The following is a 16,925-nucleotide window of genomic DNA, read 5'->3' on the forward strand; positions in this document are numbered from 1 at the left end:
CAAAACCCCTGGTACTTTATGTGGTATCAGGGATTTTACTTAAACCTACTTCTATAGAGAAACTAACAACCTAAAAACCACAAATATATTTTGCATATTCTAGAGGATTTTGAAATGCCTTTTTAATTGTATCTTTATCGTAAGATAAATACATAGAATCTTTTCCAGGCTTTGCATTGCATTCAATAAACCATATATTCCCTTTTTTATCTATAGCAAAATCTATTCCTAATTCTCCATAGCTTCCGTATGCCTCTTCAATATATAAATAGCTTTTCATCAGCATCTTATTAACTTTTGTCTTCAAATCTGTAACCTGCTTTTCAGTGTAGTTATAATGTTTAATAAAGAAATCATCAAACATGTACACTCTAGAACCAGATTTAGTACTTGTTATTGGAGATCTTTTCTGCCCTAATCTTACTGGATGGGAATATACCCCCAATTCTCCACTGCCATCTCGCTGAACCGTTGCCCTCATGTCAATATTACGACCATCTAGTTCTATAACGTCTATTGCACTTTGAAGAATTATTTTCTTTTTCCCAAATATAGTTTCAATTTTATCCACCAGCTCTTCTAGAGATTTTAATTTATATTCCACTAATGTTCCATGAAAGTAACTTAAATGATAGCTTTTGTCTCCTGATTTTATTACACGAATTACCTCTCTACCATTACTTCCACAACAACCTTTTATATAAATAGTTGATGATTTATCGAAAATTTCTATTAGATTATATGGCTCTCTATATAAAGCTGTAAAAGGTATATAAGGCTTCATATCCTCATGTTGTATAAGATGCTTATAAACTTCCCATTTGTCAAAATAGTGTGTAGCATTTAACTTTTTCAAATTTTTATTTAAATTCAGTTGCCTTCTGATATATTTTGACATAGCTCTTTGTTTCTTTAAAAAACCTCCCCCTCTATCGTATAAAATTTCTGGCAAAGGGAATGCCTTTTGAGACCATACTTGTTTTTCCTCGTTATAATAAGTGCCATTTATCCTTTGATTGATGAAATCTACATCATCTATTGAAAAGAAATATGGAATGAGGTTCGAATCTCTATTAGCTCTCCATAATTCAGTATATCTAAAGCTCGGAACTTGTTTAATTAATTTTTTAATGGCAAATTTATTTACAAATACACCCATTACTGGACCTAAGCAGACTTTATTGTCTTTTATAACTAAATTAGTTATCATGCCTTGTGATAACCCAAGTGCTTTAGCTATATTACTTGAAATCTCCACCGTATTATCTGTAATATTGGATTCACATTTAATATATTCTTCAGATGTATTCTCTGTAGTATTGAATTCACACTCAATATATTCTTCAGTTGTATTATCCATAAAGCAATCATATGAGATTCTATCATTAGATTCATACCTAATGGTTTCTTCAGCCATGCCAACCTTTAACTTTGCAAATGGTTCCTTCAAACTATTACATATTTTCTCCGGTAGAGTTATTAACCTATCATCTTTTGAACTCCCATGAATGATTTCTATAATAACTGATATGGACTTTTGGCTCATGCTCCTATTCTCCTCTCACCAAAAATTTAGCATACTGCAATACATTTAACCACTGTAGTTTTATAATTTTTGTGTCTCCAAGTCCTAGTTTTGGGTTTTTATCAGGTTGCGCATTGCCCTCTATAAACCATAATTTTCCATTGCCATCTAAAGCCATATCCATTCCTATTTCTCCAAATGGTCCATAGTCCTTTTCAATATAAGTTGCAATTTTTATTGTTACATTGACAATCTCATCATGGCTCGGAATATTTATATTTGGATTTTCCCTTTTTAAACTAGGATAAATATCTTTATAATTAGCATAACTTCCTCCATGATAATAGTTTGTAATTGTTGCATCTTTGCTAGTAATTCTACATATATTATATATTGCTCTCCACTTTCCACTTCCATCCTTATTAATCAGCACGCGCATATCCATGTTACGTCCTTCATGTTTTATTAGTCTGCATCCTTGCTGCACTATATAATTTTTCATAGTTGTAAATTCATTAACAAACTCCTGTAATTGTTCGATATCTAATAGCTCATCTTTTAGCCCATTTGAGTGGAAATCAATCTTGTATTTCTCCCCTATTTGTTCTATAGATAATACTTGACGGCCCTTACTACCATAAGAGGCTTTTAAGAAAATAAATCCATATTCCTTTAACATATTAAGGATATCTTGAAAGCTTTTATATATAATTGTTTTTGGTAGATAACCAATGATTTTAGGATATTTTGATAGATACTTATAAACCTTCCATTTACTTAAGGCATCTCCTGAGTTTATTAGATGAATCCGTGGATGATGTCTAAACTGATTTTTTATATGACTTACTAAAAGTCTTTGATTAGTCTCAAACTTTGCAGCTCTATCGTATACTACATCTGGCATAGGAAGCCAACAATGCTTCCACACATTTAACCTTTTAATAAAAGTAAAACCTTTAATTTTATTTTCAACCCAATTTACATCCTCTATAGAAAAATAGTAAAGAAGACAATTTTCCTCTTCATTTGCTTGCATGGTTTTTTTACAATTTATTGGTGTATGCAATTTTTCTATTGATTTTAAATACCTAGTATTAACAAACACTCCGACTACTGGGCCAAGGTATATATCATTACCCTTTCTCCAGATATTTAAATTTGCATTATTATAAAGTAACAATTCATTAAATATAGGCATTGTAAAATACATGTAACTGCCCTTAATATCCTTTGGTCTTATATATGAACATTTGTTAAGCTGGCCCACGTGAATGTTATATTTAACTTCTGTTGAGAGTTTTAAATCATCAAATATTTCTTTACTTATTAAACACACTTCTGCTTCTGCTTTTAACTTTTTTACCATTATTTTCACATTGTTCCCTCCAGTTTTAAATTATATCTGGATTTGTGATATATATTTAGTTTTTCATTATTATATAATATTCTATAAATTTCCTTATGTTACAACCGCTTCAATTCAAAAAATAATAGCTAAAAGCATTTAGAAATAATTATCCCTGGATAAAACAAAATTGTCATTGTTTTATCCAGGGATTTAATATCCTAATCAATACTCAATTTTTCTATTGCTTGCTCCATTGTTGAAAGAAAGAATATATTCTTTCCTTTATTGCTCTCATAAATAAAATCTTTTAAACTTTTACTTTTATAAATCGAAAAGTCTCCCAAAATAGCAATTTTCATATAATAGTTAATGAATTTTTGCAAAACTTCTCCCGCAATACGAGTACTTAATTCAAAAAAGTCTTCAGTAATAGCATCTTTATTTAAAATAACTCTATCACAACCAGTTTCATACCTGACAGTTGCTATAAAATCAACTGCACTTTGAACATCAGTAATAATGACTTTTTCACTTTCTACATGTGCAATTTCCATACCATTTACTTTTACAATATTTGTTTTCATTTTATTTTATCCTTTCTAAACATATATGAATTTTTACTTCAATAATTATCGTTTCTTTATAAATTATTTGTTTCTACGAGAATTGAAATTGTACTTAACATGTTTTCAATAAATTTCAAACTTCCCCACAGCATTATTCTCAATCTTTTCTCTTCTTTGTTATGTTTCATATTAATAGTTGATTTTTTCATTTCTGAATCTTTACAATTCATAACTGCTAAAAGCATGTTAGATATTCGCATATACTCGTCCATGTCTATTTCATTTATATCTACAACGGTAGATACATTTATTTTTGATTCTACAATTTCAACATTTTCACTTATAGTTGAAAAACTAACACCTTGCTCTTTATTTATTTTTTTAGCATCAAATTTCTCATCGTTTTTTTCAAGGAAAAGGCTTAAATCATGTCCTGATATTCTCCATTGCTTTCCAACCTTATTTGCTATAAGTCTTCCCTCTGTTATAAACTTTCTAATTGTTTTGTGATGCATTCCTAACATTTCTGCAACTTGATCTATTGTATAAAATTTGTTTTCCATTACTAATCTCCCATTTTTTATTTTGATATATGCTAATCATAGCAACACATTTTGCCCTTGTCAATAATTTATTGTATTTTATTATACTTTGTTGCTATTTATTGTACTTATTCAACTTGATTTTGTATTTTTCACATTATATTTTAGGATAATAAAGCTATATTTATTTTAGGGTAATTTTAAAAACAAAAGAAGCAATCAAAGTGAATCAACATCACTCTAATTGCCCCTTTAAACGATTATCTCTTTTATATCTTATTTTCTTTTACCCAGAGATTTCCGAAGATACTTGCACCTAAGGATACTGCTTTTTAATTTAGCCAAACCTTGGTAATAAATAAAACAACAGCTGTCAGTATAACAAGTGCTACTATAAAAATAGGAACAAAAACTTGGAATATAGCAATAATCATTGCAGCTATATCTTTAAATTCAAATTTAGATGTTCTGTACAATTGCTTTTCATTATTATTTTCATTATTCTCCATAAAGACAATTCTCCTTTTATACTAGGTGGCAGGCTACAAAATGACCGCTGCCTGCATCTTTATACTGCGGTACTTCATTCGTGCATCGCTCCTTAGCATAAGGGCATCTTGTATGAAATTTACATCCTGCAGGCGGTTTAGCTGGGCTAGGTATATCCCCTTTAAGGATGATTCTATTTCTTTTTAATGTAGGGTCTGGTACTGGTACTGCAGATAATAAAGCTTTTGTATATGGATGAAGTGGATTCTTAAAAAGTTCTTCTTTTTCTGCAAGTTCTACCAAGGAACCAAGATACATAACCCCTATTCTATGGCTTATATGTTGGACAACACTTAAATCGTGAGATATAAATAAATAGGAAAAACCTCTTTTTTGCTGCAAATCTGTAAGAAGATTTATTATTTGTGCTTGTATTGACACGTCAAGAGCTGATACTGGTTCATCTGCTACAATAAACTCAGGATTAAAAATAAGAGACCTGGCAATTCCTATTCTCTGTCTTTGCCCCCCAGAAAATTCATGAGGATATCTTTTCATATGATAGGATGCTAATCCACATATCTCTAGAGTTTCTAATACCCTATCCTTTACATCTGCTTTAGAACAAAGTTCATGGTCTAATAGAGCTTCTCCTACAATTTCCCCTACAGTCATTCTAGGATTTAATGAACTATAGGGATCTTGAAATATTATTTGCATTTTAGTTCTTAGTTTTCTCATTTCATTTTTATTTAATTTATATATATCTCTGTCATTAAAGAATACATTTCCATTAGTCTTTTCTATTAATCTTAATAAAGTTCTTCCTGTAGTAGATTTTCCACAGCCTGATTCTCCAACAAGCCCTAAGGTTTCCCCCACCTTAACTTCAAAGGACACATCATCTACCGCTTTAACATGACCAACTACCCTTTGGAATACACCTCCTGTTATAGGAAAGTATTTTTTAAGATGTTCAACTTTTACCATTGTTTTTTCCATTTATTCACCCTCCTTACAATTCCAACATGCAATCTTATGTCCAGGTTTTACTTCTATAAGTGTAGGTGAAACTTGTCTACATTTATCAGTAGCTTTACTACATCTTGGATTAAAATAACATCCAGTTGGCATACCTAAAGGGTTCGGTACTTGACCAGGTATAGAATATAATCTATTTGTTTCTTTATTTATAATAGGCTTTGATTGAAGAAGTCCAATAGTATATGGATGCATTGGGCTTTTAAATAGCTCTAATACAGGTGCTTCTTCTACAATTTTCCCTGCATACATAACCACTACATAATCTGCCATTTCAGCTACTACTCCAAGGTCATGGGTAATAAGCATTATAGATGTATTTAACTTTTCTTTAAGATCTCTCATAAGATCAAGTATTTGTGCTTGAATAGTAACATCCAATGCAGTAGTAGGCTCATCAGCTATGAGTAATTTTGGATTGCAAGAAACCGCCATAGCTATCATAACTCTTTGTCTCATTCCACCACTTAGCTCATGGGGATAGGCATCTACTATTTCATCTGCTCTCGGTATTCCTACTAACTTAAGAGCCTCAATAGCTTCTTTTCTAGCTTCTTTTTCGCCTACATTTCTATGAAGCATTATAGCTTCGCCTATTTGCTCACCTGCAGTGAAAACAGGGTTTAAGGAGGTCATTGGTTCTTGGAATATTACGGATATTTGATTGCCTCTCATTTTCATCATTTCCGCATCTGTATATTTTAAAATATCTTTTCCTTCAAAAATAATTTCTCCACCTACAATTTTTCCTGGAGGATTAGGAATCAACCTCATAATTGACATTGATGTAATACTTTTACCACATCCAGATTCACCGACTACAGCTAAAGTTTCCCCTTCTTTTATTTTAAAACTAATATCATCTACAGATTTTATTAATCCATCCTCAGTATCAAAATAAGTTTTCAAATTTTTAACTTCCAATAAGTCTTTTGCCACTTTGAACACCTCCTACTTCTTTAGCTTTGGATCTATAGCATCCCTTAAGCCGTCTCCCAAAAGGTTTATTGCAATAACAGTTAAAAGTATACACACTCCAGGAGGAATCCAGTTCCATGGCTCAAATTGAAGTGTATACATGTTTTGAACTGATTGAATTAGAGTTCCCCAAGATGGTGTAGGCGGTGTTACTCCAAGCCCTAAAAAACTTAAGGTAGATTCTGTAAGAATGGCTCCTCCTATGCCTAAAGTAGCTGTAACTATAATAGAAGCAAAGGTGTTTGGCAGTAAATGTCTAAATATTCTTCTTCTATTTTTTAATCCTAGTGCTTCTGCTGCCTGCATAAATTCTTGCTCCCTTAAGGATAGAATTTGTCCTCTAACTAAACGGCAGAGTCCCGGCCAACTTAAAACACCTATAATAAACATAACTACAAACATTTTATTTTCAGGTCTTACCTTTAAATCTAACATAAGTGCTCCAAGAGCCATTAATATAGGTAAATAAGGAACACATAAAAATATATCAACTATTCTCATTATTATAGAATCCACTAGTCCTCCATAAAAACCTGCTATTGCTCCTAGAATACTTCCTAAGACTATTTCAACTATTACTGCAAAAATCCCAACAGCAAGAGAGATTCTCCCTGCATACATAAGCCTTGTAAAGGTATCCCTTCCAACTTCGTCTGTGCCAAGCCAATGATGTATTGAAGGAGCTGTAGATATATTAGTTAAATCTACAGAATCCATTTTATAAGGTGATATATAAGGTCCTACTTCAGCAAATAATATCATAAATATCAATATACCTAATCCTATGATTGCCAGCTTATTTTTCTTTAATCTATTCCAAATAACTCTCCCCGGGCTTAATATTTTTTCTTCTTTAAGTTTGCCTGTATCAATTTTAACTTTAACTTCCATGACACACCCTCCTACTTTAACCTAATTCTTGGATCAACTACTGCATATGCTACATCCGCAATCAAGTTTCCAAGTAGGGTTAAAATTGCAAGCAACATAGTAATTGCCATAAGTAAGGGATAATCTCTACCATTTGTAGCTATAACCTGTACAGGACCTATTCCTGGCCAGCTAAATATCTGCTCTGTAACTATAGCTCCTGAAAAAAGTCCAGGTATCCAAAATCCTAAAAGAGTTATTACAGGAATCAGAGCATTCTTCAGGGCATGTCTATATATTACAACCTTTTCCCTTAGTCCCTTTGCTCTAGCAGTTCTAATATAATCTTGTCTTATAACTTCTAACATACTAGAACGCATATATCTCATTATACCTGCTACGCTGCTAAAAGTTAGCACCACAAAAGGTAAAAACATGTGATACATACAATCTAAAAATTTTGGTATCCCAGTAGCTGTGCTTCCAGGTGAATACATGCCTGATACTGGAAAGATGATTGAATCTACTGCAAACCATTTAATTAATAATAATCCAAAGAAAAAGGTTGGTATAGATGTACCTATAAGAGCAAATATAGTAAAAAATGAATCAAAGAAGGAATATTGTTTTGTTGCAGATATGACTCCTATTGGAATAGCGATTAATATACTGGCTATTGAAGAAGCTAATGCTAAATAAAAAGAATTCCATATAAAATTATTCATAACTTTTGATACAGGCTGTTTATAAAAATAAGATTCACCTAAGTCCCCGTGAATTACTCCTTTTACCCAATAACCGTATTGCACAATTTTAGGCTGATCTAAATGCATTTTATGTCTAAGCTCTGCTCTTTGCTCAGCAGTAGCATGTGGATTAATTGAAGTTACTGCATCTCCAGGAGCCATTGCAAGTACGAAAAATACGAGCAAGGATATCCCTATAAGCACTGGTATCATTTGAAGCAATCTTCTAATTATATATTGTCTCATCTTTTTCCCCCTCATTTTATATTTTCACTTAGGCATATGAAAAGAAATAGGCGAGAATACTGGTCTATTATTTATTTGATTATGCCTTAACGGTTGTATATAACAATAGATAACCTCAGACTAAAAATCAGGTTATCCTAAGTTTCGAAATTTTTAGTTATGCTCAGAAATTTTCTGAGCATAACTAAATTATTCAAAAATTATTTTAATTCTATCTTGTACATATCATATGTCCAGTTTCTGAATGGTGATATTTTCATGCCTTGGACTCTTGCGCTTACTGCCCAAAGGTCTTTGTTTTGATCTAAGAATATATTTGGACACTCTTCATTTATAAGTTTAGCCCATTTATTATATATTTCTTTTCTCTTTGCCTTATCAGTTTCTTTTAATCCATCTTCTAAAAGTTTATCACTATCAGCATTGTGGAAGGCCATATTATTTGATCCACCAGGTACGTCCTGTGAACTGTGGAATACTTGTGTAGGATCAGGGTCCAATGAAAGATTCCATGCCATATTATAAATTTCATACTCTCTCTTATCTGACTTATCAAGTAAAGTATTAAAATCCATAGATTGAGGAATTACTTCTACACCAATCTTTTTCCAGCTGTCCTTTGTTATTGATATTAGTGCGTCCTCATATTTACTACCTGTGTAAGTTAACCAGTTTATTGTAAATTTCTTTCCGTTTTTATACCTATAGCCATCGGAGCTATTTAGTTTCCATCCTGCTTCATCCAGCATTTTTCCTGCTTTATCTGGATCATATTTATATTGATTTACATCATCACTATATGCCCATTGTGCTGGTGAAAATGGTTGATTACATACTTCCGCATAACCTTTATAATAGGAGTCAACAAAGCCTTGTCTATTCAAACCATAGGTCAAAGCTTGACGAACTCTCTTGTCCTGGAATCTTAGGTCTTTTAAATTAAATGCCATGTATCCATAGCCATTGTCTGGGTGAAACTGTTTAGTTATAAATTCTGCTTTGTCTAGCATAGCAATATTCTCAGGTTTTGCTGGAATTAAATTTATATCAACGCCTCCTGTAGTTATTTCCTGAATCATGGTAGAAGCATCTGTTTTCTTCATTATCAAATTTTTTATTTTTGGAGCTCCTTTCCAGTAGGAAGGATTGCTTTCAAAATCTATTTCTTGTCCTGGTTTAAACTGTTTCATAACATAAGGACCAGAACCCATTGGTTTTTGATCTAAATCTTTAAGTTTTTGGAAATTTCCTTTTTCAAAGCCATAATATTTTTTTGAAAGTATGCTCAATTGACCTAAATCGAAAATAGCACTAGCTTTTGGGCTAATTAATGTAACTTCTACAGTATAAGGATCAATTACTTTAATTCCCTCCACTGTTTTAGCATCACCTTTATTGTACTCTTTATATCCTTTTATATGATCTGCATAATTAGATATTTGTCCATCATATTTAGGATCACATAGCGCAGTAATAGTAAATGCCACGTCCTCTGCTGTTAAAGGTGTTCCATCACTAAACTTTACATCTTTCCTTAGATGAAAGGTATATTTCGTTCCATCCGGTGATATATCCCATTTTTCAGCTACAGCTGGCACCGGATTTCCTTCTTCATCGTTTGATACTAACCAGTCAAATACAAGTTCATAAGCATATTGATCATAGACAGATTGAGCTGTTAAGGCATTAATGTTTCCCTTTGGTGCATCATTAGCTCCTACAATTAATGTATCTTTCCTATTCTTAGCAGCTTCTGGTACCTTTGATGGATCTTTTGCTTGTACAATTTCAGTTGTAGTCTTCTTTAAGTCTTGTTTTTGAACAGGCTTTGTTGCTGTGCTAGTGCCTCCACAACCAGTTATCCAAATTGATAACGTCATTAGTAAAGACATTACAGCAAGAATTTTTTTTCTTTTCATTGTTATCCCCCTCTAAATAATTTATTGCAGATATCAAAAATAGATTGACAACTGTTTTTAATATCTATCTTTTTTTAATATTTTGTGGGTATATTCAACTAATTCATCATTTGTAATTTTATGGTATTTTTGTTATTTTAACACTTTTGCAATTCATTGTAAAATACTTCGATTTACGTCTTAGTAATAAAATCAACCAATATTTTCCAGTTAATTAGTCATATGTTAATTTGTATTTTCATTGTGTTAAATTTTATTCTAAATTATATAATTTTTCATACTTATTTGATAATTCAGATATGCATGTATTGATGTTTAACCTTTCACAGATTAATATCCTCTATTAAGCAAATTGCTAACATAATGACTATAATCATCATACAATACTTATGAGAAATATATAAAGGAAGGAATTAAATGAGCAAATTAAACCCAGAAAAACTTTCAGTAGAATTTAGAGAAGGGATTACTACTACAGAACCTATTATACCCAGACGCTACACACTTACCCATTCAGATATAACTGCAGAACTTTTCTTAACTATTGGATTAACATATGCATATGATAAAATCAATGCCATGAGAGATGAAGTGCTTGGTGAATGGATTAAGGTTGGAGATCAATATTTTTTTTACGTGTATTTATATGTAGATGGACAATTTGGCTCAGGAACAACAGCTATACGAAATTACATTTTTAGACGTGAACTGCCCCTTGCCTTAGAAGCTATCAGATATGGCGATAGAAAATTTTTTAGTGCACATCCAGAATTAAACGATGCTCCAATAATAGTCCACTTTATGTCAACAAATCCGCAATTTAATAGAATAGAAAATTGGGGAACTTTTTCACATTATTATATTAGCAGCTCCCATAGATCTCCTAAGGTAAACCCTTTTCGCCAAAACAGATATTTACTTGATATAAAAATTGGCGATGTTACTGGAGATGCTATACCAGATAAGGTATTTCTATATGGCAGCAAACCGGAAGGCGCAACAGGAGTTTTTACTGACAACATTATTATTGTAATTGAGGATGGACGTACTAATGAAACAAAAACCATTACTCCTGCATTTAATTCAGGATATAATCCTAGATTATTCCTAGGCGATTTTACAAAGGATAAAATAGACGATATAAAAATAAGCATTGATTCAGGTGGCAGCGGTGGATATGGCTTCTTCTATCTTTATTCATTTAAGAATAATAATCTTCAAGAAATTTTCAACTTTGACAAGTACAATGAAGAATATAAGTATAAAGTAGATTATGCTGACCTCTATAAAGTTGATGTAGGTAATGTTATGCTAAATAAGCTTTTTACACTAGACGTAAGCCATAAAGGCTATGATTATGTGTCTCAATATTACGATGAAAAGGGCAAATTAAAGAAACCTGTACAGGGAGAAGTCCTCGCTTTAGGTGCATTAGTTCCAATTGTAAATGATGAAAAAATTAATGCTTATGATTTACTTGCTTCCCAGCGTATTATTGGTACCACTAACAGCGACACTCTTGGTTATATTGAAAACTTGCTCTCTTGGGATGGTGAAAAATTTGTTTCTTCAAGAATGTTTGCATCTATACCTGGTACAAATTTGACTTCTCTATATTAACTATAACTGCTAAATATGATCAAATAAAGGCCCTCTAGAGTAGTTAACTACATTGAGGGCCTAAAAGTATAGATATTACTGCATTTTATCATCTAAGTTATAGAAATTTTTGATAATACTAATAGCAAATAAAGTTTTTAATTTCTTTTAAGTCCACCCCAAAGTATACCCATCTTCCTCCTATATATCTCCAACCAGAAGCTGATGTTCTTCCTACATATACAAGATATGCCCAGAAGGATTGACCATTTTTTAGCCATATATATGAAAATCTATATACGCAAGGTGCTATTGCTCCGGGATCCACTGCCATCAAACTTGTCTCTGGTACAGCCGATAGCTGAGGAGTAAAACTAGGTGGCGGTGTTGTTGGTGGACCTTGCTGCTGTCTTTGAAATCCTTCTAACCCCTGTCTGTAAGAAGTACTAAATGGACATTTAAACTGCTGGTTAGCGCTATATGGACAGCAAGGTATTATGTTGGGATATGAATAACTTTTATCATCATTTCTATAGTTACTCATTAAGTAACCTCCTTAATTTTTTAGTTCCTCTGTCATAATATTCGAAATAAAATAAAATGTTACATACCCTTTATAAAAATATTATCTCTTTTTATTTTAATTCATATCTTATTTTTTTTATTATCATATCATCAGAAATGCTAAACATATTATCTATAAGCTCAGTTCTGAAACTTCCAGTACCCTTAACATACTGAGAAAGTTCACCACATATTCCCATAAGAGCTATTGCAAGAACAGTACCTTCCAGTATACTCTTTGATGAAATATAGCTTGCTATAAGGGCAGTAAGCATACATCCTGTTCCTGTTACCATTGAAAGCATTTCGCAGCCATTTGTTATTAAATATGTATGGGTACCATTTGTTATTATATCTACCACCCCTGTTACTGCAATAACAGAACCTGTTTGCAGCGACAGCACCTTTAGCATTTCTATATTTTCATCAAAATTTTCCTCTGTTACAACATCACATGTTCCAACATCGATTCCTTTTGCACTGCTTTTTATACCGCAGATTGCTTTTATTTCAGACATATTACCCTTAATAACACTTGGGCGACACTCTGAAATAAATTTCTTTGCATAATCCAAGCGAAGCTTACTGCAGCCCACACCTACAAGGTCAATTACTTGTGGAATTTTCTTCTCAAGGGCTGTTTTACCTGAAATTAGCATAGACTCCATTCTGATATCCGTTATATTCCCAAGGTTAACCCCAAGGGATTCAGAGACAGAGGTAATTTCAGCAACCTCTAAAGGATGTTCGGCCATGATGGGTTTTGCACCAACAGCGAGTACCATATTTGCACAATCATTTATTGAAATTGGATTTGTGATGCAGTGTATAAGGGGTTTCTTTGATTTAACACTCTGTCTTATTTGCAATAGGTTGTCTATTGTTACTTCTTGGTTTATCATAAACTTGCGCCCCCAAACGTCTCTGAATTTTTGCAAGCATGCCTGTTCTGCTTAATGCCCCTAGGAAAACAAATGCAATTGTTCCCCCAATAAGTGTGGCCATAATAAATGAAGGAACATAGAACATCCATGTAAGGCCTGTTCTGCCCCAAATAAGAGTCATAACAGGATACGAAACTATAGCTCCTATAATGCCAGTTCCTATAACTTCACCTATAACCGCAAAAATCAAATTACCTTTAGATGCTCTATACAGAATTCCAGATAAAGCAGCTCCAAAAACTGCACCAGTTAAAGCTAATGGTGGAATTCCCATAAGAGCCATTCTTATCACACCAATTAGTGTAGCACAGAGCAGTGAATACCAAGGTCCAAGAATAACAGAACATACGATGTTAATAAAATGGGCCATAGGACACATTCCTTCAACACGAAGAATTGGTGAAATTACAACTCCCATTGCTACCATCATTGCAAGCATAAGTTTTTTTAATAATTTTGAGTTTCTTTCCATAATAAAAACCTCCTTAATAATATTTATTTCCCAAAATGTCATATAGGAAATAAATGCCACTAACGAGGCATAATTTTAGCGTAACTAAATAGCAATTTCCTATATGACGTAATTCATACCGGTCGGTCGAAGCTCAAAAGCTTCCTCTCACCTTGAAACACAAGTTCCCTCGCTATTTAGTTGTATTTTTGCCATAAAGCGCAGGGCGCTCCCCCTCCGCTTACCAAAGATATAATCTTTGAAGCATAAAAAATGGAACATACCTAATAAGGCATATCCCATTTATACTCATAAAAATATACGAAAATAGTATAACTAAAATATCTCCTTACGTCGGCATTACCCGAATCAAGTTATGGGTCGAAGTGTAAACTTCCTCTCAGCCTGCTGTGCAAGCTCCCCTTTTTAGGAAAATTATATCATATACTTTTCTTAAATTCAACATATCGTTCTAAGAAGTTTATTTTATGTTTACACAAAGAAGTCAATGACTCGAGAGTTCTTAGTTGACCTTAATTAAAAGCTTTTAAAACCAATGATGCATTATGACCTCCAAACCCAAAAGAATTCGTTAAAGCATACGTGAAGTCTTTATTTTTACCTTCATTAGGTACATAATATAAGTCACATTCTGGGTCTGGAGTTTTATAATTTATTGTTGGTGGTAAAAAGCTCTCTTTAATTGCAAGTGCTGTTATAATAGCTTCAATAGCTCCGGACGCTCCTAGAAGGTGGCCTGTCATAGATTTTGTTGAACTAATAGCAAGTTCATAGGCATGCTTACCAAAGACAGTCTTCACAGCAATAGTTTCATTTTTATCATTTGGTTTTGTAGAAGTTCCGTGTGCATTTATATATCCAATATCACAAGGCTTTATACCAGCATCTTCAATTGCAAGCTTCATACATCTTGCAGCACCTTCTCCATTTTCCGCTGGTGCAGTTATATGATATGCATCATTAGTACAACCATAACCAACTATTTCAGCAATAATATTTGCTCCTCTTTTTAAGGCGTGTTCAAGCTCTTCAAGTATAAGCACACCGGAACCTTCTCCTAGTATAAATCCGTTCCTTTCTAAGTCAAAGGGTCTGCAAGCTGTGGTAGGATCGGGATTTGTTGTCATAGCCTTACTAGCACAAAAACCTGCTACGGTTAGCCCTGTAATAGGTGCCTCTGCTCCTCCAGCAACCATTACGTCTGCATCATTTCTTTGTATTGCCTTAAAGGAATCCCCAATAGAATTAGTAGAAGATGCACAAGCTGTAACAGAACACTCGTTAAAGCCTCTAAGTCCGTACTTTATAGCTATAAGTCCTGAAGCAATATTCGGTATCATCATTGGCACCAAAAAAGGACTCACTCTGCGATGACCTTTTTCAATAAACTCACTGTGTTGAGCCAGCGTAGTCTCGATTCCCCCTATGCCCGTTCCTATTATTATACCTACACGATCCTTATTTGCTTTATCTAAATCAAGCTTTGAATCTTCAATTGCCATCTGTGCAGATGCTAAAGCAAACTGCGCAAATCTATCCATTCTTCTTATTTCCTTTTTCTCAATAAAATCACCTGGATCGAAGTCCTTTATTTCAGCTCCAACCTTAGCTGGCAAATCAGAAACATCAATTCTTTCAATTGCGCTAATCCCACATTTTCCAGCTTTAATTGACTGCCAAAGATTATAAGCTCCTATTCCAAGTGATGAGACTGCCCCCATCCCTGTAATAACTACTCTTCTGTCCATATAAAAAACCTCCAAACTTTAGAAAACATAAGCTTTTCTAATTTACATAGTATTTACTTTATTTCTTTTAATAGATATAATAAATTGAAATGATTAAATATCGCCTTTGAATATAATTGTAATAGAATATATTAATTAAAATGAACAGATATTGCTTTTAATTAAATAACTATTAATAAGAAAAGGTGTTTAAAATATGAAAGACTTAAAAGAAGCTATCATTACATCTATAGATTACATTGAGAATAATCTATACAATAAGATTTCTTTGGATGATATATCCTTACATACTGGAATATCAAAATATTATCTACATAGATCCTTTAAATCTTTAACAGGAGAGTCTATTATTGAATATGCTCAATCACGAAAATTAACCTCAAGCATTAATGAACTCATTAATACTAATATGAGGGTTATAGATATTGCTTTAAATTACGGCTTTGACTATGAACAATCCTATATAAGAGCTTTTAAAAAGAACTTTGGGTCCACCCCGCTAAAAGTAAGGTCAGATCAAACTTCGTTAAGTTTAATAATTAAAGAGAAAATCAATCCTAATGATATTTTATCACTCGGAAATTCAATTACTTATAAGCCACATTTTGTATTTAAACAAAAATTCAATTTAATTGGAATTAAGCATAAGATATTAAGCAAGTCCGGTGATAAAACTGCAAATGCATACGGAAGGGATTTCTTTTATAATCATAAAGATAAAATACATGATATCATAAATCCACAAGTGTATTTTGGATACACGGACTGGAGTAGTAATGGATTTATATATTATATTCCAAGTGTACAGGTACCTGATTTGACTAGAATACCAGAAGGAATGGTAGGCATTTCTATACCCACTCATAAATACGTTGTGTTCCGTTTTGTTGGTTTCTTTAGTCCCGATGATATTAATGGTAGACATGTTGGACGACTATTAGTACAATTATACTCTAAATGGATTTTTAAATCAGGTTATAAATTTGCTGATACCTTTAGGTTTGAATATATAGATTCATCTATGTCAAAGGATAACTACTGTGAATTATATGTATATCAGCCAATAGAGGATATCTAAAGCTTATAAAAATCGAGAAAGCTTCAACTTTACAAAAGGGTATTTGTATTTTTAAGTAAATTGCTCAAATAATTTGAGTTATATCTAAAATTAGAGGCCATAGAATTTATTGTGCAATTAACATAATTATTTTCTATATATTGACTATTTGCGTGAGCACATAAAGCAATGGAAATGCTAAACAATATGTTGATCAAAGCAAAACAGAAACCAGATTACCTATAATACTAATTTAGGTACTCTGGTTTCT

General features: G+C 32.6%; 15 protein-coding genes, 1 pseudogene and 1 riboswitch. Of the genes and pseudogenes, 2 read left to right on the plus strand and 14 right to left on the minus strand.

Translation table 11 applies throughout. From position 1 onward, the window contains the following. Positions 1-70: 70 nt before the first annotated feature. From I6U51_RS17870 to I6U51_RS17915, 10 genes are all read right to left on the minus strand, one after another. Positions 71-1,546, minus strand: a complete 1,476-nt coding sequence (locus I6U51_RS17870; RefSeq protein WP_211143917.1) for a YheC/YheD family endospore coat-associated protein — start codon at positions 1,544-1,546, stop codon at positions 71-73. Positions 1,547-1,550: 4 nt separating this feature from the next. Next, entirely contained in the window at positions 1,551-2,891 is a 1,341-nt protein-coding gene (locus I6U51_RS17875) for a YheC/YheD family endospore coat-associated protein (RefSeq protein WP_246517461.1), read from the minus strand. A 200-nt stretch (positions 2,892-3,091) separates the two neighbouring features. Beyond that, positions 3,092-3,457 (minus strand): DUF4180 domain-containing protein, encoded by a 366-nt coding sequence (locus tag I6U51_RS17880; protein WP_211143919.1) that lies wholly within the window; start codon positions 3,455-3,457, stop codon positions 3,092-3,094. A gap of 56 nt (positions 3,458-3,513) precedes the next feature. Continuing rightward, positions 3,514-4,002, minus strand: coding sequence for a helix-turn-helix domain-containing protein (locus I6U51_RS17885; protein ID WP_211143920.1), 489 nt, complete (start codon positions 4,000-4,002; stop codon positions 3,514-3,516). A 311-nt stretch (positions 4,003-4,313) separates the two neighbouring features. After that, positions 4,314-4,490 carry a hypothetical protein gene (locus I6U51_RS17890; protein ID WP_211143921.1) on the minus strand — a complete coding sequence of 59 codons (177 nt, stop codon included), beginning with the start codon at positions 4,488-4,490 and terminating at the stop codon, positions 4,314-4,316. 16 nt (positions 4,491-4,506) lie between these two features. Beyond that, positions 4,507-5,472: an ABC transporter ATP-binding protein gene (locus I6U51_RS17895; RefSeq protein ID WP_211143922.1), complete on the minus strand. Its 966-nt coding sequence runs from the start codon at positions 5,470-5,472 to the stop codon at positions 4,507-4,509. Beyond that, positions 5,473-6,450 carry an oligopeptide/dipeptide ABC transporter ATP-binding protein gene (locus I6U51_RS17900; RefSeq protein ID WP_211143923.1) on the minus strand — a complete coding sequence of 326 codons (978 nt, stop codon included), beginning with the start codon at positions 6,448-6,450 and terminating at the stop codon, positions 5,473-5,475. It lies immediately after the preceding gene. Between the two features lie 12 nt (positions 6,451-6,462). After that, positions 6,463-7,380 carry an oligopeptide ABC transporter permease gene (opp4C, locus tag I6U51_RS17905; protein ID WP_211143924.1) on the minus strand — a complete coding sequence of 306 codons (918 nt, stop codon included), beginning with the start codon at positions 7,378-7,380 and terminating at the stop codon, positions 6,463-6,465. Positions 7,381-7,391: 11 nt separating this feature from the next. After that, a complete protein-coding gene (locus I6U51_RS17910) occupies positions 7,392-8,351 on the minus strand; it encodes an ABC transporter permease (protein WP_211143925.1) in 960 nt (319 codons plus the stop codon). A 200-nt stretch (positions 8,352-8,551) separates the two neighbouring features. Continuing rightward, positions 8,552-10,270: a peptide-binding protein gene (locus I6U51_RS17915; protein WP_211143926.1), complete on the minus strand. Its 1,719-nt coding sequence runs from the start codon at positions 10,268-10,270 to the stop codon at positions 8,552-8,554. A gap of 417 nt (positions 10,271-10,687) precedes the next feature. Here I6U51_RS17915 and I6U51_RS24855 point away from each other — a divergent pair. Further along, positions 10,688-11,128 (plus strand): annotated as a pseudogene (locus tag I6U51_RS24855) (staygreen family protein); the annotation flags it as partial. An 880-nt stretch (positions 11,129-12,008) separates the two neighbouring features. On the opposite strand, the gene I6U51_RS17925 reads toward I6U51_RS24855, so the two are convergent. The 4 genes from I6U51_RS17925 to fabF form a co-directional block, all read right to left on the minus strand. Then, entirely contained in the window at positions 12,009-12,413 is a 405-nt protein-coding gene (locus I6U51_RS17925) for a hypothetical protein (protein WP_211143928.1), read from the minus strand. 91 nt (positions 12,414-12,504) lie between these two features. Next, a complete protein-coding gene (gene thiM / locus I6U51_RS17930) occupies positions 12,505-13,302 on the minus strand; it encodes a hydroxyethylthiazole kinase (protein WP_211143982.1) in 798 nt (265 codons plus the stop codon). Continuing rightward, positions 13,280-13,849: an energy coupling factor transporter S component ThiW gene (gene thiW, locus I6U51_RS17935; protein WP_211143929.1), complete on the minus strand. Its 570-nt coding sequence runs from the start codon at positions 13,847-13,849 to the stop codon at positions 13,280-13,282. Before thiW ends, thiM begins: the two co-directional genes overlap by 23 nt. Before the next feature lie 306 nt (positions 13,850-14,155). Next, a riboswitch (TPP riboswitch) is annotated at positions 14,156-14,262 on the minus strand. Between the two features lie 99 nt (positions 14,263-14,361). Beyond that, positions 14,362-15,597 (minus strand): beta-ketoacyl-ACP synthase II, encoded by a 1,236-nt coding sequence (gene fabF / locus I6U51_RS17940; protein ID WP_211143930.1) that lies wholly within the window; start codon positions 15,595-15,597, stop codon positions 14,362-14,364. Between the two features lie 196 nt (positions 15,598-15,793). Between fabF and I6U51_RS17945 the strand changes: the two genes are divergently transcribed. Next, complete coding sequence (locus I6U51_RS17945; RefSeq protein ID WP_211143931.1) at positions 15,794-16,675, plus strand: AraC family transcriptional regulator; 882 nt, start codon at positions 15,794-15,796, stop codon at positions 16,673-16,675. The last annotated feature ends 250 nt before the right edge of the window (positions 16,676-16,925 follow it).

It is taken from the genome of Clostridium aciditolerans (assembly GCF_016316925.1).
Lineage (GTDB): Bacteria > Bacillota > Clostridia > Clostridiales > Clostridiaceae > Clostridium_AM > Clostridium_AM aciditolerans.

Bases quoted from the DNA above. Each gene is read 5' to 3' on its own strand.
- I6U51_RS17870 (WP_211143917.1), bottom strand. From the start codon at position 1,546: ATGAGCCAAAAGTCCATATCAGTTATTATAGAAATCATTCATGGGAGT.
- I6U51_RS17875 (WP_246517461.1), bottom strand. From the start codon at position 2,891: ATGGTAAAAAAGTTAAAAGCAGAAGCAGAAGTGTGTTTAATAAGTAAA.
- I6U51_RS17880 (WP_211143919.1), bottom strand. From the start codon at position 3,457: ATGAAAACAAATATTGTAAAAGTAAATGGTATGGAAATTGCACATGTA.
- I6U51_RS17885 (WP_211143920.1), bottom strand. From the start codon at position 4,002: ATGGAAAACAAATTTTATACAATAGATCAAGTTGCAGAAATGTTAGGA.
- I6U51_RS17890 (WP_211143921.1), bottom strand. From the start codon at position 4,490: ATGGAGAATAATGAAAATAATAATGAAAAGCAATTGTACAGAACATCT.
- I6U51_RS17895 (WP_211143922.1), bottom strand. From the start codon at position 5,472: ATGGAAAAAACAATGGTAAAAGTTGAACATCTTAAAAAATACTTTCCT.
- opp4C (WP_211143924.1), bottom strand. From the start codon at position 7,380: ATGGAAGTTAAAGTTAAAATTGATACAGGCAAACTTAAAGAAGAAAAA.
- I6U51_RS17910 (WP_211143925.1), bottom strand. From the start codon at position 8,351: ATGAGACAATATATAATTAGAAGATTGCTTCAAATGATACCAGTGCTT.
- I6U51_RS17915 (WP_211143926.1), bottom strand. From the start codon at position 10,270: ATGAAAAGAAAAAAAATTCTTGCTGTAATGTCTTTACTAATGACGTTA.
- I6U51_RS17925 (WP_211143928.1), bottom strand. From the start codon at position 12,413: ATGAGTAACTATAGAAATGATGATAAAAGTTATTCATATCCCAACATA.
- thiW (WP_211143929.1), bottom strand. From the start codon at position 13,849: ATGGAAAGAAACTCAAAATTATTAAAAAAACTTATGCTTGCAATGATG.
- fabF (WP_211143930.1), bottom strand. From the start codon at position 15,597: ATGGACAGAAGAGTAGTTATTACAGGGATGGGGGCAGTCTCATCACTT.
- I6U51_RS17945 (WP_211143931.1), top strand. From the start codon at position 15,794: ATGAAAGACTTAAAAGAAGCTATCATTACATCTATAGATTACATTGAG.